We start from the raw sequence: 21022 nt of genomic DNA, 5'->3' as shown, positions 1-21022 counted from the left end.
CCTGACAGTAAAGTTGTATGCAATATCGGTCGAACGAAGCCAAATGTAGGCCTATAGTTGCTCGATAATCAATCAATCGTACACAACTTGGCGTTCGACCATGGTCGCATGCGCCAGGAGGCAAGGAGCGCTTCATGACCGCCGCCGACCGCGTCTACGGGATCATCAAGCACCGTATCCTCGATGGGCACTACCCCGCCGGGAGCTACGTGCGCGAGGCTGCCATCGGCCAGGAGCTGGCATTGAGCCGCACGCCGATCCGCGAGGCGCTGCGGCGCCTGGTCTCGGACGGCTGGGTGGAGGCGATTCCCCACCACGGGGCCCGGGTCGTAGCCTGGACCTCCCGCGACGTGGAGGAGGTGTTCGAGCTGCGGGTGCTGCTGGAGCCCCAGGTGGTACGCCGTGCCGCCACTCGGATCGCGCCGGAGCGGCTGGCTGCGCTGGAGGCCCTGGCGGAGCAGATGGAATCGTTCTGCGCCAGCGGCGGGGAGGAGGCGGTGGACGAGATCGCCGTGCTCAACAACCGCTTCCATGCCGAGCTGGTGGCCGCGGCCGACAGCCCGCGGCTGCAGCGGCTGCTGGAGACCATCGTGCAGGTGCCGGTGTCGCGACGCAGCTTCCACCACTACACCGCCGAGGAGATGGAGGCGAGCATGCGCCACCACCGCGAGCTGATCCGCGCCCTCGAGGCGGGGGACGGCGAGTGGGGGGCGTCGGTGATGCGCGCCCATATCCTGGCCGCGCGGGCGGCGCAGATCCGACCGGTGCGCGAGCAGCGGCGAGCCTGAGGGTCAGGCCGGTTCGTCGCGGGTGGCCAGCAGGTGATCGACCAGGTGGCGAGCCACCACCGGCAGGGTCTCGTAGTGGCGCATGCCGATGACGATCTCCCGGCTCGCCCAGTCATCGGCCAGCGGAATCAGCCGCAGGTTGAGGTCGCGCAGGTCGCGGTAGAGGGTGCGCTGGGGCAGCACGCCGATCCCCATGCCGTGGTGGATCATGCGGCAGATGGCATCGAAGCTGCGCACCTGGATGCGCATGCGCAGGGCGCGCCCGGCGAGGCTCGCCTGCTCGTGGAGCAGCGATTGCAGCGAGGCATCCTGCTGCAGGCCCACGAAGTCGTACTCGGTGGCCTCGTGCAGGCAGAGCCGCTCGCGGCCCGAGAGGGGGTGGTCCGCGGGCGTCACCAGCACCAGCTGGTCGCGGCGGTAGGGCACCACCTCCAGGCCCTCGGCGGCGACGTGGCCGGCGAAGATGCCCACATCGGCCACGCCGTCGCGCACCGCGGCGATGGCCTCGGCGCTGGTGCGTTCCTGGAGGTCGAGCTTGATCTGCGGGTACTCCCGGGAGAAGACGCTGAGGTCCTCGGGGAGGAAGGCGATGATCGCCGAGGTGTTGGAGTGGATGCGCACATGGCCGCGAACCCCCTCGCCATACTCGCTGAGCTCCGCCTCGAGGCGTGCGACATCCTCGAGGATGCGCCGGGCGTGGTGCAGGAAGGCCTGGCCGGCCGGGGTCAGCTCGACCCCGCGGGAGCGGCGGTAGAGCAGCTCCGTGCCGATCAGCGATTCCAGGTCGCTGACCCGCTTGCTGACGGCGGCCAGGGCCAGGTGCTCGCGCTCTGCGGCGGCGGTCAGGCGCCCCTCGTCGGCGATGGTGACGAAGAGCTTCAGGGTCACGAAGTCGAAGCGGCGCATGGCATCCGGGCTCCAGGGCGGGGGCGGTCGATCGATCCATGCTAGCCCAAGGCTTCGTCGGCAGCGAAGCCTGGGTTCCCGATTGCCTGATTGTGATCAGCGGTCGGGCTGGCACATCCTTAAGGGCAATCACGCCACGCTCACACTCAGGAGATCCCCATGACCTCCCCCGCTTCACGCCAGCTGCCGCTGGCCGGCCTCAAGGTCCTCGAGCTGGGCCAGCTGATCGCCGGGCCCTTCGCCACCAAGCTGCTGGGCGAGTTCGGCGCCGACGTGATCAAGGTCGAGCCCCCCGGCACCGGCGATCCCCTTCGCAAGTGGCGAATCATCGAGGACGGCACCTCGCTCTGGTGGCACGTGCAGAGCCGCACCAAGCGCTCCATGACCCTGGACCTGCGCAGCGAGGAGGGCCAGGCAATGGTTCGCCGACTGGCCGCCGAGGCCGACGTGCTGGTGGAAAACTTCCGCCCCGGCACCCTCGAAGGCTGGGGGCTGGGCTACGAGGCGCTGGCCGAACACAACCCGGGCCTGATCATGGTGCGGGTCTCCGGCTTCGGCCAGACCGGCCCCTACCGCGACAAGCCCGGCTTCGGGGTGATCGGCGAGGCCATGGGCGGGCTGCGCTACCTCACCGGCCAGCCCGGCGAGCCCTCGGTGCGGGTCGGGGTCAGCATCGGCGACTCCCTCTCCGCCCTCTACGCGGTGATCGGCACCCTGCTGGCGCTTCAGGAGCGAAGTCGCAGCGGCCTCGGGCAGCAGATCGACGTGGCGCTGTATGAGTCCGTGTTCGCCATGATGGAGAGCCTGCTGCCCGAGTATGACGCCGCCGGACAGGTGCGCGAGCCCAGCGGCAGCGCCCTTCCGGGCATCACGCCGTCGAATGCCTACCGCACCCGCAATGGCGACTACGTGCTGATCGCCGGTAACGGCGACAGCATCTTCAAGCGGCTGATGGGCGTGATTGGCCGCGCTGACCTGGCGGAGGATCCGGACCTCGCCCATAACGACGGCCGCAGCCGCCAGGCCGAGCGCATCGATGCCGCCATCGAGGCGTGGACGCTGGAGCGCGACCGCGATGCCATTCTCGCCGCCCTGGACGACGCCCGGGTGCCCGCCGGCTATCCCTATACCGCCGCCGACATCGCCAATGACCCCCATTACCTGGCCCGAGAGATGATCCAGACCATCACCCGCCCCGACGGCAAGCCGCTCCGCGTGCCCGGCGTGCTGCCGCGCCTGAGCGCCACGCCGGGACGGCTGGGGGAGGGCGGCCCGGCGCTGGGCCAGCACACCGACGAGGTGCTCGACGAGCTCGGCATCGACCCCGAGACCCGCGCCAAGCTGCGCGATGCCGGCATCATCTGACCCACCGAGCGACCCAGGACACCCATGATGACCCAGCTAGAAATCAACGAGGTGGCGCCCCGCGACGGCTTCCAGATCGAGGCCACCTTCATTCCCACCGCGGAGAAGATCCGCCTGATCGACGCCCTCTCCGCCACGGGCCTGGCGCGCATCGAGGCCACCTCCTTCGTGTCGCCCAGGGCGATCCCCCACCTGCGCGATGCCGCCGAGGTGGTCACCGGCATCCAGCGCCGCCCGGGGGTGGCCATCACCGTGCTGGTGCCCAACGTGAAGGGCGCCGAGCGGGCGCTGGCCTGCGGGGTGGATGAGGTCAACCTGGTGATGTCGGCGAGCGACTCCCACGGCCAGGCCAACCTGCGCATGACGCCTGAGCAGTCGCTCGAACAGTTCGCCGCCATCGTCGAGGCGGTACGGGCGCACCCGCAAGGCGCGGAGGTCTTCATCAACGCCTCGCTCTCCACCAGCTTCGGCTGCCCCTTCGAGGGCGAGGTGCCCGAGGCCCGCGTGCTCGACCTGGTGGAACGCCAGCTGGCGCTGGGCGTGCAGGGGGTGACCCTGTGCGACACCACCGGCATGGCCAACCCGGCCCAGGTGGCGCGGCTCTGCGAGGCGGCCCAGGCACGTTTCCCCGGCGTGCCCTTCACCCTGCACTTCCACAACACCCGCGGCATGGGGCTGGCCAATGCGCTGGCCGCCTGGCAGACGGGCATCACCCGCTTCGATGCCTCCCTGGGCGGCCTCGGCGGCTGCCCCTACGCCCCCGGCGCCACCGGCAACGTCTGCACCGAGGACCTGGTGCACATGTTCGAGCAGATGGGCGTGCCCACCGGCGTCGATCTCGATGCCTTGCTGGCGGCCTCGGCCATGCTGCCCGAGCTGGTGGGCCACGACACCCCGGGCCAGGTGGTGAAGGCGGGCAAGGCCGACAGACGCTATCCAATGCCGGCCCGCTGACGCCTGCCCCATCAACCTCTTGATCATGAGACCAACAACAATGACGACCTCATCCACCCCCCTTAACCTCGCCAGGCAGCTGATCCGCGATCATCTGGTCGAGGGCGAGATGACCCCCGGCAGCGAGATCGCCCTGCGTATCGACCAGGCCCTGCTGCAGGACGTGCTGGGCACCCTGGTGATGCTGGAGCTGGAGGCCATGGGGCTCGACCGGGTCCACACCGAGCCCAGCGTGCAGTACATCGACCACGGCCTGGTGCAGGCCGACAACCTCAACGCCGAGACCTACCTGTTCCTGAAGAGCGCCTGCGAGCGCTTCGGAGTCTGGTACTCCGGTCCCGGCAACGGCATCAGCCACCCCGTGCACATGGAGCACTTCGGCGTGCCGGGGCAGTCCATCGTCGGCTGCGACAGCCACACCACTTCGGCCGGGTCGCTCGGCATGCTGGCCATCGGCGCCGGCGGCATCGAGGTGGCCATGGCCATGGCCGGCGAGCCGCTCTATCTGACCATGCCGGAGATCTGGGGCATTCGCCTGGAGGGCCGCCTGCCGGACTGGGTCTCGGCCAAGGACGCCGTGCTCGAGCTGCTGCGCCGACACGGCGTGGCCGGCGGCAAGAACACCATCATCGAGTATCACGGGCCGGGTCTCGCCAGCCTCTCCGCCATGGACCGCCACGTGCTGGCCAACATGGGCACCGAGATGGGCGCCACCGCCACGGTCTTCCCCAGCGACGAGGAGACTCGCCGCTTCATGGCCGCCCGTGGCCGCGAGGCGGACTGGCAGCCGCTGGCCGCGGAGCTGGGCTGCACCTATGACCGGGAGGAGGTCCTCGACCTCTCGAGCCTGGAGCCGATGATCGCGCTGCCGTCGAGCCCCGACAAGGTCGTGCCGGTGCGCGAGGTGGCCGGCGAGCCGCTGCACCAGGCCTATGTGGGCTCCTCGGGCAACCCGGGCTATCGCGACTTCGCGGTGGTCGCGGAGATAGTGCGCGGGCGCACTGTTGCCGACGGCGTCTCGCTGGATATCAACCCCTCGTCGCGCCAGGTGCTGACCACCCTGATCCGCGAGGGATACCTGGGCGACCTCGTGGCGAGCGGGGCGCGGCTGCACCAGACCGGCTGCAACGGCTGCATCGGCATGGGCCAGGCGCCGGCGGTGGGACTCAACAGCCTGCGCACCGTGCCGCGCAACTTCCCGGGGCGCTCCGGCACCCGCGAGGACAGCGTCTTCCTGTGCAGCCCCGAGACCGCCGCCGCCTCGGCGCTGACCGGCGTGATCACCGATCCGCGCACCCTCGGCATGGCCTATCCGCGGATAGACGAGCCCGCCCGGATGGTGGTCAACCGCGAGCTGTTCACCGCGCCGCTGCCCCCGGCGGAGGCACGCCTGAGGCCGCTGCAGAAGACCGACAACACCCCGGCGCTGCCCGACCTGTCGCCGCTGCCCGATACCCTGGAGGTGCCGGTGCTGCTGGTCACCGGCGACAACATCTCCACCGACGACATCATGCCGGCGGGGCAGCGGGTGATGCCCTACTGGAGCAGCGTCTACGCCTCGGCGCCCTTCACCTTCGAGGCGGTGGACCCGGACTATGCCCGCCGCGCCGAGGCGACCCGCGAACTGGGTGGCCACGCCATCGTCGGCGGCCACAACTATGGCCAGGGCTCCAGTCGCGAGAACGCCGCTTTGGTGCCGCGCTACCTCGGCCTGCAGGTGGTGGTGGCCAGGAGCTTCGCGCGCATCCACTGGCAGAACCTGGTCTGCTTCGGGGCGCTGCCGCTGACCTTCGTGAACGAGCAGGAGGCGGCCCGGCTCGAGCAGGGCGACAGCCTGATGATCCGCGACCTGCACGCCCAGCTGGCCGCAGGTCCGGAGCTGACCGCCGAAGTGGTGGGCAAGGGCTCCTTCCGCCTGCACCATGGCCTCACCGCCCGCCAGCGGGAGCTGATCGCCATGGGCGGGGTGATCAACCATATTCGTTGTAATAACCCTGAAAAACTGTCAGATACAAAACATCGCTGATGTCAGACAGTTGCCGATAGTGCTCCAAGATATGAAGTATGCATGGGGGCTTTCGTTAACTGTAATGGCGCTTCCCGCTGCGTAGCAGCGAATTAATATAACAGAAACAAAGGATGGGAAGAAAATGAAAGCAGCTAAAATTCTAATGGCTATCCCTGCGGCGACGTTGCCACTCGGTGCTTTTTCGATTAGTTCAGAAGCATCTGATGATGTGTACAACTTGGTGTTCTCTACTTATTTGCCACCTTCGTATGAGTATATTTATGTGCCGGCAGAAAATTTCGTGAATAAGATTCAGGAAAGAAGTGAGGGACGGCTGAAGGTTGACCTTTTCCACTCGGCCCAGCTTTTCGCAGGGCATGATGAACTGTCGGCCCTTTCTCGAGGGGATATTGATATTACCAACATGACAGGAACTTACCCAAGCGCTAGCGTGCCTTCTATTGGTGTCTTTGCTTTGCCCTTCATGTTCGATGATATTGATCACCTTTCGAGAGCCCTTGAGGCTGGGTTGCTAGAGTCCGGATTGAACGAGGAGATGAAGGAAAATCACGACACTATAATTTTAGGTGTAGCGCCTTTGGACCCCTATGAATTCTACAGCCGTCAGCACCCTATCCTTGAAAAGGAAGACTTTGGCGGTAAGGTATGGGCAACTACTGGATCCACAGACGCGCAAGCCATCCAGCTTCTTGGTGGGTCTCCGACAGGTATGGCTTCCTCGGAGCTTTACTTGGCTTTTGACAGGGGAGTTGTGGATGCCACCCCGCGTCCTCTAATCACGGGGCTTGGACGAAGCCTCGATGAGGTTATCGAACATATCAGCTTGGCAACGTTCTTGGTTGATACCTCCATCCTGGCTATGAATCGCGATGCTTGGGAGCGTCTTCCTGAGGATCTTCAAGAAATCATCCTTGAGGCCGCGAAGGAGCGTGACGCTGAACAGTTTGCCATGGTTGAAGATTTTATCACTGAGGCGTTGGCCTACTATGAAGAGAATGGGGTGACGATTCATGAAATGAGCGCTGATACCGTGGCGGATTTGCGTAATTTGACGGCCCCGGTTATTGAGGAATGGGCGAACAACGTCGCCAACGGCGAGCGCTATCTCGAGATCATCGAAGCTACCCGGGAAGGAGGCGTTGAGGCTCAATGAGCGATCAAGCCAATCTGCAAAGTGGTTTCGGAGGAGCGCTGGCCATTGGCCAGCGTCCCGCACTGCTTGTCGTCGATTTTCAACGAGGCTTTACGGAGCCGTCACTGAGCCCGCTTGCTTCGGATTGTTCGCAGGCGATTGCAGCCACTAACCAGCTGATTCGAGCAATCCGTCCGCACGGCCCTGTGATCTTCACTGTGTGCAGTTATTCTACGAGTTTGCAGGACTCGGGGTTATGGCATAAGAAGTGCCCCACCCTGGCAACCCTTGCCAGGGGTACGGCGGCGTGTGAGCTTGACCCTTCCATCGCCTCAGAGTCTCAAGATCTTGTTATTGAGAAGACACAAGCATCTGCCTTCTTCGGTACGCCCGTCGCGGGCATCCTTACATCCATGAGTATTGATACTCTTTACGTAGCGGGTTGCACCACCAGCGGCTGTATTCGTGCCTCAGTAGTTGATGCGATGCAGCATGGTTTCCCACCGTTTGTTGTCGAGGAGGCCTGTACTGACCGTTCTAAGTGCCAGCACGACAGTAATATTATCGACATGCGAGACAAATATGCAGAAGTGGTAGATCTGGCTACTGCTTTAAGGCAGTTGCACACTTTCACAATAAAAACTGAGTGAGTGATGAAAATGAAAAAATTATCGATTATAAAAAATTTCACGCTGCCTGGGCTTGGAGTTTTTTTCATGGCTTCATCCATGCAGCTCCATGCAAACGAAACATATGAGTTGACATTTTCAACATATCTCCCTCCGGCTTATGAGTATGTTTGGAAGCCTATCCAAGCCTTTATTGATCATGTGGAAACGGCATCTGAGGGCGCGGTGAAAATTAACGTTTTTCATTCGGGTCAGCTATTTGATGCCTATGAGGAATTGCCTGCGTTATCAAGGGGTGATATCGACATCACAAACATGACCGGCACCTACCCCAGCGGTACTGTCGAGGCGCTGACTCTGTTCACAATGCCATTTATATTTGATGATGTTAATCATATGCAGAGGGCTCTTCAGCAAGGTTTGTTAGACCTCGGAATGCGCCAGGAGCTGGAGGAGAGGCATGACACCTATGTGTTAGGAGTGGCTCCTTGGGATCCCTATGAGTTTTATACCAAAGGTTTTTCCATTGACTCTGTCGAAGATTTCTCTGGCAAGACTTGGGCAACTACTGGGGCGACCGATGCGCGTGCGCTGCAGCTCCTCGGTGGTGCACCTACCACCATGGCATCGTCTGACCTATATCTATCCTTCGAACGTGGTGTCATCGACGGAACTCCACGGCCATTATTGACTGGCATGGGGCGTAGTTTATATGAGGTGACGGACCACATTACGCTGACTAATTTTGCCATCGATACTTCTATATTGGCTATTAATGCAGACACTTGGGATGCCCTTTCTGATAATATTCAGGTTATCTTCGAGGAGGCGGCTGCTATACGTGATCAGCGTCAATTCGACATGGTAAATGAATTTATCAGTAGTGCCGTTGGCGAGTATGAGTCCTTAGGCATGATCGTGACAACACTCGACCCTGAGACGATTTCACAGTTGGCTGAGCGTACGCAGACGGCGATTGATGAGTGGGTGGAAGCTGTTCCGAATGGTGAAAAATATATTGAGTTGATTGAGGCGACGCGCTAACTAGAGTCAGGGAAATGGATTTCCCTTCTCCTATGTCTACGAGGCTGCTATGAAATTTGCCAATAGGGTCGTTTCGAGAGTGTTTTTTTTTACGGGCAAGCTCGGTGTAGTGATTGCCGAGATGGCCTTGTTAGGCTTGATGCTGTTGACGGTATATGCCGTCATGACTAGATACTTGTTTCGGAGTCCGAGCATACATGCCCTTGAGGTTAGTCAGTATTTGCTTCTGGTGATTTCATGGATGTCCGTTGGGTGGGTGTTAATAGTTGGGCGGCATGTTCGAATGGAAGCGTTATATAATGTTCTTCCGGGGTTGCTTAAGAGATTTTCGGACATCCTGAGTGGTCTGTCTGTTCTGGTGTTTTGTGGTGTGATCATCTGGGCGGGGAGTGTCAACGTAATGACTGCTCTGGATAAGGGTTATCGGTCCTCTTCCTTGCTAAGTTTTCCCATGTGGATGCCCTACACCTTGATTCCTCTCGGCGGTATTCTGTTGCTTATGGCAATGATCTATCTTTCTTTGAAAGATAAGGCGTAAGGGTAAATAAATGGATTCCACGACCATATTTCTCTGGCTGCTAGGCGCGTTTGGTTTCTTGCTGGCCATCGGCGCTCCGGTGTTCGCTGCACTAGGTGTTGCTAGTATTATTGGTATGTATTTTATAAATGGCACTTCGTCGCTGATGGCAATTCCATCAATCCTCTACAGGGGTATGTCGAGTTACTCACTCATCGCAATACCTCTTTTTATACTGATGGGCGAGGTTATCGCTAGAACCAACCTGGGCGGGCGGTTGTTTACACTTTTCTATTTATGGTTAAATCGCTTGCCGGGAAGTCTGGCGATGGCAAGTGTTGGAAGCTCTGCAGTTTTTGGAGCCATGAGCGGGGTCAGCGTTGCGGGTGCTGCGACTATTGGTCGGTTCGCCATACCGGAAATGATCAAGCGAGACTATGCTCCAAGTTTGGCGGGTGGTTCGGTAGCGGCAGCAGGCGCGCTGGCACTACTGATCCCTCCGAGTATTGGCTTTATTCTCTATGGAGAAATTGCCAACCAATCAATCGGTAGGCTGTTTGTTGCAGCAATTATTCCTGGGATCATGGTGACAATGCTAATGGTTGTTTATATTGGCATTTTAGCTGTGGTTAGGCCAGAGATGGCTCCTCATGTGAAAACTGGAGTGACATGGAGAGAGCGTTTCAAGGCGCTTAAAGATGTCTGGGCAGCAATCGCCTTGGTCTTGGTGGTCTTGGGTAGTATATATTTTGGAGTTGCAACGCCTACTGAAGCTGCTGGGCTAGGGGCAATTGGTGCCTTCATCGTTGCGGGTTTATATCGTCAGCTTGATGTGCGGACTGTGCTTGATATTTTTCGCTCAACAGTTGTTACTAGTGGAATGATTCTTCTGATACTCGCTGCTGCGCTTTTGTTTGGTTGGGTGATAACCAGGTTGATGATTCCTCAGCAGTTGGTGATGTGGATTAGCGTTATGGATCTTCCTGCCTGGGTGATATTTTTGTTCATCTTGTTGTTCCTTGTTGTAATTGGCATGTTTCTCGATATCGTTTCGATAATACTTATTGCGACTCCTATCGTGCTACCCGTTATCGAGGTGCTGGGCTTCAGCCCGATCTGGTTTGGTGTGGTCTTGATCATTGCGTGCGAAATGGCTGTCATCACACCTCCAATAGGATTGAATCTCTATGTGATAAAGGGGGTGGCGCCTGAGATTTCACTTTCAGAAATCATCAGGGGTGCATTTCCGTTTGTGTTTGTCGAGGCATTTGCAATCCTTCTTCTTATTTTGTTTCCTTCTATCGCACTCTGGTTGCCGAGTGTCATGTGGTAGGTGGAAGGGCAGGAATCCTAAGGGCCTTATTGTAAAAGTCAGGCCCTTGTGATCGATAAGAATTAAGAATATAGGACAATAAAATCCTTAAATAACTAGGGCCACTTCGACCAGATCGAGGCGGTCCTGCCCCCAGAAGGGCTCGCCGTCGACGCTGTACCAGGGAGCACCGAAGCAGCCGTCCACCAGGGCGGCTCGGCAGGCCTCGTCGAGGCGGGCCTGGGAGTCCGGGCCTTCCGCTTCGCGGAGCAGGGCCTGGCCGTCGAGACCGGCGGCGTCGGCGATCTCGCGCAGGGTGCTCGTATCGGCGATATCCCGCTCCTCGACCCAGCAGGCTCGCATCAGCGCAAGCGAGAGTTCGGCGATGTCGTGCCCGCAGGCCTTGGTGGCCAGGGCCAGCCGAGCCGCTGGGCGGTCATCGGTGGGGAAGTGTTTCGGCTCCACGTTGAGCGGCAGCCCCAGCCGCTGGGGCCAGCGTCTCAGCTCCGCGAGCCGATAGGCCTGGCGGGCCGGGGCGCGCTTGGCGAGCGGCCGGCCCCCGGTGCGCGGAAAGATCGCGCCCAGGGAGATCGGTACGTAGTCGACCGTGGAGCCGTGGCGGGCGGCGATCTCGCCGAGCCGCGCATGGCCCAGGTAGCTCCAGGGGGAGACCAGGCTATAGTAGTATGTGATCCGGTGGGCCATGGGCGTTCCTCTTCTCCTCAGCGGTAGGTGGCGTCGTACTGCCGGCGCAGCTCGTTCTTCTGCACCTTGCCCATGGTGTTGCGGGGCAGCACCTCGACGAAGAACACCCGCTTCGGCTGCTTGTAGCGGGCCAGCCGGCCCTCCAGATGGGCGAGCACCCCGGCCTCGTCGATGGCGGCCCCGGGCTGGCGCACCACCACGGCGGTGACCCCCTCGCCGAAGTCGGGGTGGGGCAGGCCGATCACGGCGGACTCCTGCACCTCGTCGAGCTCGTCGATCAGCTGCTCGACCTCCTTCGGATAGACGTTGTAGCCCCCCGAGATCACCAGGTCCTTGTCGCGGCCGACGATGTGCACATAGCCCTGGTCGTCGACCATGGCCAGGTCGCCGGTGATGAAGAAACCGTCCTCCAGCAGCTCCTCGCGGGTCTTCTCGGGCATCCGCCAGTAGCCGATGAAGACGTTGGGGCCGCGGATCTGCAGCATGCCGATCTCGCCTTCGGGCACCTCGGCGCCGGTCTCGCGGTCGGTGATGCGCATCTCCACGCCGGGCAGCGGCATGCCCACGGTGCCGGCACGCCGCGCGCCGTCGTAGGGGTTGGAGATGTTCATGTTGGTCTCGGTCATGCCGTAGCGCTCGAGGATGGCGTGGCCGCTCTTCGCCTCGAAGGCCTCGTGGGTCTCGGCGGTGAGCGGTGCCGAGCCGGAGACGAACAGCCGCATGCGGGCGGTCGCCTCGGGCGTCAGGCGCTCGTCGGCCGCCAGCCGCGTGTAGAAGGTGGGCACGCCCATCAGCACCGTGCCATGGGCCATCTCCTCGAAGATCACGTCGGCATCGAACTTCGGCAGGAAGCGCATGCTGGCGCCTGCCATCAGGGTGACGTTGCAGGCCACGAAGAGGCCGTGGGTGTGGAAGATCGGCAGGGCGTGGATCAGCCGATCCTCGGCGCTGAAGCGCCAGGCCCCGACCAGGGTCTCGGCGTTGGAGCCCAGGTTGCGGTGGGTCAGCATGGCGCCCTTGGAGCGCCCGGTGGTGCCGGAGGTATAGAGGATGGCGGCCAGGTCGCGCTCGCCGAGCTCGACGATATCGTCGCGGAGCGTGGCCGCGGCGGCCTTCTCCATCAGGCTGCCGTCGGCGGCGGTGCCCAAGGTCTCCACGGCGGGGCAGCCGGTCTCGGCGGCGAGGCGGCGGGCCTCGTCCAGCACGGCCGCCCGGCAGACGAATAGCGCCGGCTCCGCGTCGGTGAGGAAGTAGCGGATCTCCTCCCCCGTGTAGCCGGTGTTGAGCGGCAGGTAGACAGCGCCGATGCGCAGGCAGGCCAGGTAGAGCAGGATCGCCTCCGGGCTCTTGTCGACCTGCACCGCGACCCGATCCCCCTGCTGCACGCCGAGCGCGGTGAGCGCCCCGGCCAGCCGGCCGCTCTCGCCGAGGGCGTCGGCGTAGGAGTAGCGGCGTCCCTCGCGGGTGGTGATGAAGTCCGCATTGCCGCGTTCGCGCATGCGCGCGGCAAAGGTCTCGAACAGGTTGTGGGACATGACATGTCTCGCGCTGTGTACGGGTGTGGCTAATCCTAACCAGCCGGCGGCGCCAATGCATGGCTGCCATCAACGCCTCGTCTGCGGTAATCTCGTCAGCCTGATGATCACAAGGCCCGGCCGCACGCACGGCCGGACCACGCTGGACCGACACGAGGCTCCCATGAAACGACTCAAGACGCTGACCCTGGCCGTGGCCGCCGCTGCGCTTGCCACCGCTTCCCTGACCGCCCAGGCGCGGGACTTCCGCCTGGGGCTGATCACCCCGCCGCAGCACCTGTGGAGCACCGAGGCCGAGGCCTTCGCCGAGAGCCTGCACGAGCGCTCCGGCGGCGAGCACAGCGTCAGCGTCTACCCGGCCCAGCAGCTCGGCAACGAGGCGCAGATGGTCCAGCAGCTGCAGACCGGCGCACTCGACATGGCCTTCCTGACCATCGCCGAGATCTCCAACCGCATCCCCGACTTCGGTGCCCTCTACGCGCCGTACCTGGTGGACGACGTGGACCACGCCGCGCGCCTGCTGCGCTCCGACACCGCCGCCGAGCTGCTCGAGCTGATGCCCGCCGAGGTGGGCCTGGTCGGGCTCGGCTACGGCATGGTGGGCATGCGCCAGGTGCTCTCCCGCAGCCCCATCGAGAGCATGGGCGACATGCGTGGCCAGCGTCTGCGCATCACCCCCTTCGAGCCCATCCGCGACTTCTACACCGCCACCGGCGCGGCCCCGGCGCCGCTGCCGCTGCTCGAGGTCTATGACGCCCTGGCCAACGGCCAGGTGGACGCCATCGACATGGACTTCGATTCGATCCTGATCCTCAAATTCCACGAGCAGGCGCGCAACCTGCTGATCTCCAACCATATGATGTTCCCGATGGTGGGCGTGGTCTCGGGCCGGGTGTGGCGCGAGCTCTCCGCGGAGGATCGCGAGCTGATCGAGACCACCATGGCCGAGCATCTGGAGAACGTGCTGGCCGGCTTCCAGCAGATGGACGCCGACCAGGAGGCCGAGATTCGCGGCCTGGACCTCAACATCGTCGAGGCCGATGCCGAGTTCTTCAGCGAGGCCATCGCCGAGTGGGAGGCCACCTGGGCCGAGAAGGCGCCCATGCTCGAGGCGCTGCGCGAGGAAGCCGAGCGCCTGCGCCAGTAAGCGGAAGGCGAGCCGATGCTGTCCCGCCTCTCCGACCGCCTGGCCTACCTGGAGGAGATCGCCGCCGCCGCCCTTGCGGCGGCGGTCACCCTGCTGATCCTCGTCAACGTGGCCTTCCGCGCCGCGGGCAGCCCCCTCTACTGGATCAGCGAGCTGGCCATCTACGCCATGATCTGGATGACCTTCCTGATTGCCAGTGCGGTGCTCAAGCGCCGCCAGAGCATCTCGGTCACCCTGCTCAGTGACCTGGTGCCTGGCTTCGGCCATCGGCTGCTGATGGCCGCGGTGGATCTCGCCGTGCTGCTGTTCGCGGTGCTGCTGCTCTGGCTCTGCTGGCGCTGGTACCAGCCGCTGGCCCTGGCCCAGGCGGGCTTCGACTTCCGCGCCTTCCAGGGCGAGACCTTCAACTTCATCTATGCCGAGAACACCTCGACGCTCGGCATCAGGAAGTTCTGGGTGTGGCTGATCGTGCCCTGGTTCGCGCTGTCGCTGACCTTCCACGGCCTGGTCAACCTGGGCGGCGCCCTGCGCGGGCTGCGTGACCCGGGCCAGGCGCCCCCGGAGGCGATGCCATGACGGTCGCGATCTTTGCGCTGCTGCTGCTGGGGGCGGTGCCCATCGCGCTCGTGCTGGCGCTGACCGCGATGTTCTACATCCAGGTCTCGGGCAACAGCGTGCTCTTCGACTCCTACCCTCAGCAGCTCTTCGGCGCCATCGAGAGCTACGGGCTGCTGGCGATCCCACTGTTCATGCTGGCAGGCGAACTGATGAACGAGGGCGGGGTGACCCGCCGGCTGATCGACCTGGCGCGGCTGCTGGTGGGCGGCTTCCGCGGCGGGCTCGCCTATATCAACCTGGTGGCCAACATGATGATGGCGGCGATCGTCGGCTCGGCCGCCTCGCAGATCGCCATCATGTCGCGGGCCATGGTGCCGGCCATGGAACGGGAGGGCTACAGCCGCTCCTACGGCGCGGCGATCACCGCCGCCGGGGGCCTGCTCTCGCCGATCATCCCGCCCTCGATGCTCTTCGTGCTGTTCGGTGTCATGGCCCAGGTGCCCATCGCCGAGATGTTCATCGCCGGCATCCTGCCGGGCCTGCTGCTGGGCTTCAGCTTCTTCCTGACCATCGCCGTGGTGGGGCTGGTACAGCAGTACCCCAAGGGGGCGTGGCCGAGCCGCGCCGAGGCGAAGCGGGCGCTGCTCATGGGCCTGCCGGCGCTCTCCATCCCGCTGATCATCATCGGTGGCATCCTGCTGGGGCTGGCCACGCCCACGGAGTCCGCGGCGCTGGCGTCGCTGGCCGCGCTGCTGCTGGGGCGCTTCCTCTATCGCGACCTGAAGTTCGCCATGCTGCCGACGGTGCTCCGGCGCACCGCGGTGAATGCGGGGCTCGTGATCATGCTGATCGCCGCCGCCGGGGTGTTCGGCTGGGTGATCGTCTACGAGCGGCTGCCGCAGATGGCCGCGGCCTGGATCGCCGCGCTCACCACCGATCCCTTCCTGTTCCTGCTGCTGCTGATCGGCGTGCTGCTGCTGGTGGGGATGATCATCGACGGCATCGCCGCGCTGATCCTGGTGGTGCCGATCCTGCTGCCCATCGCCACCCAGCAGTTCGGCATCAGCCCCTACCAGTTCGGGGTGGTGGTCTGCCTGACCCTGGTGCTGGGCCTGCTCACCCCGCCGGTGGGGGCGGGGCTCTATATCGCCTCCTCGATGACCGGGGCCTCGCCGATGCGCATCTTCCGCTCGCTGCTCCCCTTCCTGCTGGCGAGCCTTGTCACCCTGGTGCTGCTGGCCTGGCAGCCCTGGCTGACCACGGCGCTGGTCGGGCGCTGAGGGGCCCTCACCGACTCGCCACCAGGCTGCCGGCGACCACCAGCAGTGCGGCCCGTCGCCCCACCGAACCCGCCCGACGCCTTGCCGAACAGATTCGCGAAGCACTGGGTCGGAGTAGGGAAGGCAGGGTGCTCACCGTCGGGGTACACTGCCTGTAATCGAAGTCATCCCCAGAGGCGACGACATGCAGCCCGTGGTTAACGATGTGGATCGAGAGCTTCACCAGGCGATTCTTCAGGCCCTGGCGCCCTTCGAAGTCGAGCAGGTCGTGCTGTTCGGCTCCCTGGCGGTAGGCAGGGCGCGGCCCGAGAGCGATCTCGACGTCGCCGTGGAGAGCCGCGAGCCCCTGAGCAGCCAGCAGAAGATGGCCATGATCGAGGCGCTGGCGCTGGCGTCGTCGCGTCCCGTGGACCTGGTCGATCTCAGGGCGGCGGGGCAGCCGCTGCTGACTCGGATCGTCACGACCGGCGTTCGTCTCAAGGGCAGCGATACCTGCTGGGCCAGGCTGGTCTATCGCAACATCATCGATAACGAGGACTTCGTGCCTCTCCAGCAGAGGATTCTCAGGGCGAGGCAGGACGCATGGATCAACTCCTGATCAATCAGAAACTCGAGTCGCTGCGCCGCTGTGTCGTGCGGCTGGAGAGTCGCTGCCCCGATACCCTTGAAGCCCTCGAGGCCGATATCGATATTCAGGATATCCTGGCGCTCAACCTCACGCGTGCCGTACAGCTCTGTGTCGATATCGCTGCCCACTGGATTGCGGAGCATCATGACCTGACATCGCCCATTACCATGGGGCAGAGCTTCGAAGTGCTGGCCGAACGAGGCGTCATCAGTAGAGAACTTGCCGACAACATGAGGAAGTCGGTCGGATTTCGCAATATCGTGGTGCACAACTACGAAGCCGTTAACTGGCAGGTGGTTTTCTCCATCTGCCAGGAACACCTCGGCCAGTTCAAGCAGTTTGCTCGCACCTTCATGGATCCCGCCGTGCGCTGAACGCCCCCACCTGTCGCCGCAGCCCCGCCCATCGCCGCGATATGATGCGGCGATAGGGGACGGCGATTGGTCGAAAGCCTCAATTCCGAGCGTTATACTCGGGTATTGACCCCGATCTTCGCCCGCCCGGAGCCGCCATGTTTCCCGCCTTCACCCTGCGCTACGTTCGCCTGCCGGAACACTTCTATATCCGCTTCGACCCCGTGCCGGTGCCCGCGCCGCGGCTGGTGGCCTTCAATCGCCCACTGGCCGAGGAGCTCGGCTTTGAACTCGATGCCTTCGACGAGGCGCTCGCCGCCGAGTGGTTCTCCGGTAACGCCGTGCCGGAAGGCGCCGAGCCCATCGCCCAGGCCTACGCCGGCCACCAGTTCGGCCACTTCAACCCGCGCCTGGGCGACGGCCGGGCGGTGCTGCTCGGCGAGGTAACCGACCGCGACGGGCGCCTGCGCGATATCCAGCTCAAGGGCGCCGGGATGACGCCCTTTTCCCGCGGCGCCGACGGTCGCGCTCCCCTCGGGCCGGTGCTGCGTGAGTACCTGGTGAGCGAGGCGATGCATCGCCTCGGCGTGCCCACCACCCGGGCGCTGGCCGCGGTGACCAGCGGCGAGCGGGTCTTCCGCCGAGTGCCGGAGCCCGGTGCGGTGCTGACCCGGGTGGCGTCGAGCCACCTGCGGGTGGGCACCTTCCAGTACTTCGCCGCCCGGGGCGAGCATGAGGCGGTGCGCACCCTGGCCGACCTGGCCATCGAGCGACACTATCCCCAGCTTAAGGGCCTGGAAGAGGGTGAGCGCTACGCGGCGTTGCTGGAGGCGGCAGTCGGGCGCCAGGCGGCGCTGGTGGCGAAGTGGATGGGGCTCGGCTTCATTCACGGGGTGATGAACACCGACAACTGCGCGATCTCCGGCGAGACCATCGACTACGGCCCCTGCGCTTTCATGGAGGCCTATGATCCTGCGACGGTGTTCAGCTCCATCGACGAGCAGGGGCGCTACGCCTATCGCAACCAGCCCTGGCTCGCCCAGTGGAACCTGGCGCGGCTGGCCGAGGCGCTGCTGCCGCTGATCGATGCGGACCAGCAGCGCGCCGTTGAGCGGGCCACGGCGCTGGTCGAGGCCTTCGAGCCGCGCTATGGGGCCGAGTGGCTGGCGGTCTTTCGCGAGAAGCTGGGGCTGGCGCAGGAGGAGGCGGGCGACCGCGAGCTGGTCGAGGGCCTGCTGAAAGCACTGCAGGCCGGCCGAGCCGACTTCACCCTGGCCTTCCGTCGCCTGAGTGAAGCGGTTGAAGAGGGTGAGGCGGTGGAAGACGACGCCCCCGCGCTGCTGGCGCTGTTCGAGAACGACGCGGCCCTGCGGAAGTGGCTGCCGCGCTGGCGCGAGCGTCTGGCTCGGGAAGGTGTCGGCAGGGAGGAGATCGCCGCGCGCCTGAACGCCGTCAATCCGCTCTATATCCCCCGCAACCACCTGGTGGAGAGGATGATCGCGGCCGCCGCCGAGCAGGATGACTTCGGCCCCTTCGAGGCGCTGCGCGAGGTGCTGGCCGAGCCCTTCTCCGAGCAGCCAGGTCGGGAAGAATACGCCCAGCCGGCACCGTCCACCGAGCGGGTCTTCCGCACCTTCTGCGGCACCTGAGCTGACGCGGAACATCACCAGCCAAAAAAGACGCCCGAGTCTCCTCGGGCGTCTCTGTGGGTGACGGCGTGGTCGGGTCTCCCCGGCCAGCGCTTGCGCGTTACGCGACGTCGAAGCGGTCGGCGTTCATCACCTTGGTCCAGGCGGTAACGAAGTCCTTCACGAACTTCTCCTGGTTGTCATCCTGGGCGTAGAGCTCTGCGTAGGCGCGCAGGATGGAGTTGGAGCCGAACACCAGGTCGACGCGGGTCGCGGTGAACTTGGTGCTGCCGCTCTTGCGGTCCACGATGTTGTACGAGTTCTTGCCGGTGGGCTCCCAGCGGTTCGCCATGTCGGTCAGGTTGACGAAGAAGTCGTTGGTCAGCTGGCCCACGCGATCGGTGAAGACCCCGTGCTGGCTGCCGCCGTGGTTGGTGCCCAGCACCCGCATGCCGCCCAGCAGCACGGTCATCTCCGGCGCGGTCAGGCCCATCAGCTGGGCGCGGTCGAGCAGCATCTCCTCCGGCTTGACCACGTAATCCTTCTTCTGCCAGTTGCGGAAGCCATCGGCCAGCGGCTCCAGCGGCTCGAAGGATTCGGCGTCGGTCATCTCGTCGGTGGCATCGCCGCGTCCCTTCAGGAAGGGCACGTGGACGTCATGGCCCGCGGCCCTGGCGGCCTGCTCGATGCCCAGGTTGCCGCCCAGCACGATCACGTCGGCGATGCTGGCACCGGTCTCGGCAGAGATCTGCTCGTAGACCTTCAGCACCTTGGCCAGTCGCGCAGGCTCGTTGCCTTCCCAGTCCTTCTGGGGCGCCAGGCGGATGCGTGCACCGTTGGCGCCGCCGCGCATGTCGGAGCCGCGGAAGGTCCGGGCGCTGTCCCAGGCGGTGCAGACCAGTTCTTCGAGGGAGAGGCCGGCCTCGGCGATCTTCTCCTTGACCACCTCCTCGATGTAGTTGGTCTCGCCCTGGGGCACCGGGTCCTGCCAGATCAGGTCCTCGGCCGGGACTTCCGGACCGATGTAGCGGGACTTCGGCCCCATGTCACGGTGGGTCAGCTTGAACCAGGCGCGGGCGAAGCAGTCCTTGAAGTACTCCGGATCCGCCATGAACTTTTCGCAGATGGCGCGGTACTTCGGATCCATCTTCATCGCCATGTCGGCGTCGGTCATGATGGGGTTGTGGCGCTTGGAGGGATCGGTGGCATCGACCGGCTTGTGCTCCTCCTTGATGTCGATCGGCTCCCACTGCCAGGCGCCGGCGGGGCTCTTCTTGAGCTCCCACTCATAGCCGAACAGCAGATCGAAGTAGCCCATGTCGAACACGGTGGGGTTGGTGGTCCAGGCCCCCTCGATGCCCGAGGTGACGGCATTGGCCGCCTTGCCGTCCATGTGCGGGTTGAGCCAGCCGAAGCCCTGGTTTTCCACGTCTGCGCCTTCCGGCTCCGGGCCCAGTGCCCCGGCATCGCCGTTGCCGTGGGTCTTGCCGACGGTGTGGCCGCCGGCGGTCAGCGCCGCGGTCTCCTCGTCGTTCATCGCCATGCGGGCGAAGGTGACGCGCACCTGTTCGGCGGTCTTGAGCGGGTCGGGCTGGCCGTTGACCCCCTCCGGGTTCACGTAGATCAGCCCCATCTGCACCGCGGCCAGCGGGTTCTCCATGGTGTCGGGCTTGTCGACGTTCTCGTAGCGGCTATCCGAAGGTGCCAGCCACTCCTTCTCGGCGCCCCAGTAGATGTCCTTCTCGGGGTGCCAGATGTCCTCGCGGCCGTAGGAGAAGCCGAAGGTCTTGAAGCCCATGGACTCGTAGGCCACGTTGCCGGCCAGGATGAAGAGGTCGGCCCAGCTGATCTTGTTGCCGTACTTCTTCTTGAGCGGCCAGAGCAGGCGGCGTGCCTTGTCCAGGTTGCCGTTGTCGGGCCAGGAGTTGATAGGAGCGAAGCGCTGGTTGCCGGTGCCGCCGCCGCCACGGCCGTCGGCCAGGCGATAGGTGCCCGCCGCGTGCCAGGCCATGCGGATCATCAGGCCGCCGTAGTGACCCCAATCGGCCGGCCACCACTCCTGGCTGTCGGTCATCAGCGCATGCATGTCCTGCTTCAGCGCCTCAAAGTCGAGCTTCTTGACCTCTTCGCGATAGTCGAAATCCTCGCCCATCGGATTGGTCTTGCGATCATGCTGGTGGAGGATGTCCAGGTTCAGGGATTCCGGCCACCAGGCGACAACATCCGCCTTCTCCTGCGTGTTGGACCCGTGCATCACCGGGCACTTGCCTGTGTTCTGCTGATCACCCATGTCGCACTCCATCTTGGCTGCTGTGAGCTTGGCTGTGTTTCGGGAATAGCCATCCTTGTATAGACGATGACTTCCCGGGGGGACAATGAGCCATATCAACCATCGCCAACCTCGCTGGCGCGACGGCCGCGGCTCCCTGTCCGGATCACCCCTAACCTACTCCTAGGAGATCCATTAGCACAATGCGGCATTGTCGACCGCGGCGATAGCCAATCTCAATCG

The 21022-nt window shown here is 63.8% G+C and carries 19 protein-coding genes; 15 read left to right on the top strand and 4 right to left on the bottom strand.

The window, feature by feature from the left end:
* Positions 1-134: 134 nt before the first annotated feature.
* On the top strand, positions 135-788 hold the full coding sequence (locus tag HIR79_RS16685) for a GntR family transcriptional regulator (RefSeq protein WP_169959209.1): 654 nt from the start codon (positions 135-137) through the stop codon (positions 786-788).
* A 3-nt stretch (positions 789-791) separates the two neighbouring features.
* Here the strand turns inward: HIR79_RS16685 and HIR79_RS16680 are convergent, their stop codons facing one another.
* Positions 792-1694, bottom strand: a complete 903-nt coding sequence (locus tag HIR79_RS16680; RefSeq protein ID WP_119021485.1) for a LysR substrate-binding domain-containing protein — start codon at positions 1692-1694, stop codon at positions 792-794.
* A gap of 159 nt (positions 1695-1853) precedes the next feature.
* Here HIR79_RS16680 and HIR79_RS16675 point away from each other — a divergent pair, with 159 nt between their 5' ends.
* From HIR79_RS16675 to HIR79_RS16640, 8 genes are all read left to right on the top strand, one after another.
* Positions 1854-3059 (top strand): CaiB/BaiF CoA transferase family protein, encoded by a 1206-nt coding sequence (locus HIR79_RS16675; protein ID WP_169959208.1) that lies wholly within the window; start codon positions 1854-1856, stop codon positions 3057-3059.
* Between the two features lie 27 nt (positions 3060-3086).
* Positions 3087-4013 (top strand): hydroxymethylglutaryl-CoA lyase, encoded by a 927-nt coding sequence (locus HIR79_RS16670; RefSeq protein ID WP_169959207.1) that lies wholly within the window; start codon positions 3087-3089, stop codon positions 4011-4013.
* Between the two features lie 40 nt (positions 4014-4053).
* Positions 4054-6039, top strand: a complete 1986-nt coding sequence (locus HIR79_RS16665) for an aconitate hydratase (RefSeq protein WP_169959206.1) — start codon at positions 4054-4056, stop codon at positions 6037-6039.
* A 124-nt stretch (positions 6040-6163) separates the two neighbouring features.
* Complete coding sequence (locus HIR79_RS16660) at positions 6164-7195, top strand: TRAP transporter substrate-binding protein (protein ID WP_169959205.1); 1032 nt, start codon at positions 6164-6166, stop codon at positions 7193-7195.
* The gene (locus HIR79_RS16655) at positions 7192-7824 is read left to right on the top strand and encodes an isochorismatase family protein (protein ID WP_169959204.1); all 633 of its coding nucleotides are present in this window, start codon (positions 7192-7194) and stop codon (positions 7822-7824) included. Before HIR79_RS16660 ends, HIR79_RS16655 begins: the two co-directional genes overlap by 4 nt.
* 3 nt (positions 7825-7827) lie before the next feature.
* Positions 7828-8847 carry a TRAP transporter substrate-binding protein DctP gene (gene dctP, locus HIR79_RS16650; protein WP_169959203.1) on the top strand — a complete coding sequence of 340 codons (1020 nt, stop codon included), beginning with the start codon at positions 7828-7830 and terminating at the stop codon, positions 8845-8847.
* 49 nt (positions 8848-8896) lie between these two features.
* A complete protein-coding gene (locus HIR79_RS16645) occupies positions 8897-9385 on the top strand; it encodes a TRAP transporter small permease (RefSeq protein ID WP_169959202.1) in 489 nt (162 codons plus the stop codon).
* Between the two features lie 10 nt (positions 9386-9395).
* The gene (locus HIR79_RS16640) at positions 9396-10697 is read left to right on the top strand and encodes a TRAP transporter large permease (protein ID WP_169959201.1); all 1302 of its coding nucleotides are present in this window, start codon (positions 9396-9398) and stop codon (positions 10695-10697) included.
* 87 nt (positions 10698-10784) lie between these two features.
* On the opposite strand, the gene HIR79_RS16635 is transcribed toward HIR79_RS16640, so the two are convergent.
* Together HIR79_RS16635 and HIR79_RS16630 are read right to left on the bottom strand one after the other, a co-directional pair.
* Positions 10785-11381: a 2-hydroxychromene-2-carboxylate isomerase gene (locus tag HIR79_RS16635; RefSeq protein ID WP_169959200.1), complete on the bottom strand. Its 597-nt coding sequence runs from the start codon at positions 11379-11381 to the stop codon at positions 10785-10787.
* Between the two features lie 17 nt (positions 11382-11398).
* Positions 11399-12916, bottom strand: a complete 1518-nt coding sequence (locus HIR79_RS16630; RefSeq protein WP_169959199.1) for a malonate--CoA ligase — start codon at positions 12914-12916, stop codon at positions 11399-11401.
* Between the two features lie 163 nt (positions 12917-13079).
* On the opposite strand from HIR79_RS16630, the gene HIR79_RS16625 reads away from it, so the two are divergent.
* The 6 genes from HIR79_RS16625 (at position 13080) to HIR79_RS16600 (ending at position 18531) form a co-directional block, all read left to right on the top strand.
* Positions 13080-14063: a TRAP transporter substrate-binding protein gene (locus tag HIR79_RS16625; RefSeq protein WP_169959198.1), complete on the top strand. Its 984-nt coding sequence runs from the start codon at positions 13080-13082 to the stop codon at positions 14061-14063.
* 15 nt (positions 14064-14078) lie between these two features.
* Complete coding sequence (locus HIR79_RS16620; protein ID WP_169959197.1) at positions 14079-14639, top strand: TRAP transporter small permease; 561 nt, start codon at positions 14079-14081, stop codon at positions 14637-14639.
* Positions 14636-15901 (top strand): TRAP transporter large permease, encoded by a 1266-nt coding sequence (locus HIR79_RS16615; RefSeq protein WP_169959196.1) that lies wholly within the window; start codon positions 14636-14638, stop codon positions 15899-15901. Before HIR79_RS16620 ends, HIR79_RS16615 begins: the two co-directional genes overlap by 4 nt.
* A gap of 184 nt (positions 15902-16085) precedes the next feature.
* Positions 16086-16499 (top strand): type VII toxin-antitoxin system MntA family adenylyltransferase antitoxin, encoded by a 414-nt coding sequence (gene mntA / locus HIR79_RS16610; protein WP_169959195.1) that lies wholly within the window; start codon positions 16086-16088, stop codon positions 16497-16499.
* On the top strand, positions 16484-16903 hold the full coding sequence (hepT, locus tag HIR79_RS16605) for a type VII toxin-antitoxin system HepT family RNase toxin (protein WP_169959194.1): 420 nt from the start codon (positions 16484-16486) through the stop codon (positions 16901-16903). The genes mntA and hepT overlap by 16 nt, the downstream gene beginning before the upstream one ends.
* A gap of 137 nt (positions 16904-17040) precedes the next feature.
* Positions 17041-18531, top strand: coding sequence for a protein adenylyltransferase SelO (locus HIR79_RS16600; RefSeq protein ID WP_169959193.1), 1491 nt, complete (start codon positions 17041-17043; stop codon positions 18529-18531).
* A gap of 100 nt (positions 18532-18631) precedes the next feature.
* Here the strand turns inward: HIR79_RS16600 and katG are convergent, their stop codons facing one another.
* Entirely contained in the window at positions 18632-20800 is a 2169-nt protein-coding gene (katG, locus tag HIR79_RS16595; protein WP_211620864.1) for a catalase/peroxidase HPI, read from the bottom strand.
* Between the last annotated feature and the right edge of the window lie 222 nt (positions 20801-21022).

Source organism: Halomonas sp. PGE1 (assembly GCF_013000985.1).
In the GTDB taxonomy this organism is placed as follows: domain Bacteria; phylum Pseudomonadota; class Gammaproteobacteria; order Pseudomonadales; family Halomonadaceae; genus Halomonas; species Halomonas alkalicola.
Note: the sequence above shows the minus strand (reverse complement) of the source record. Positions and strands in the feature narration are given on the sequence as shown.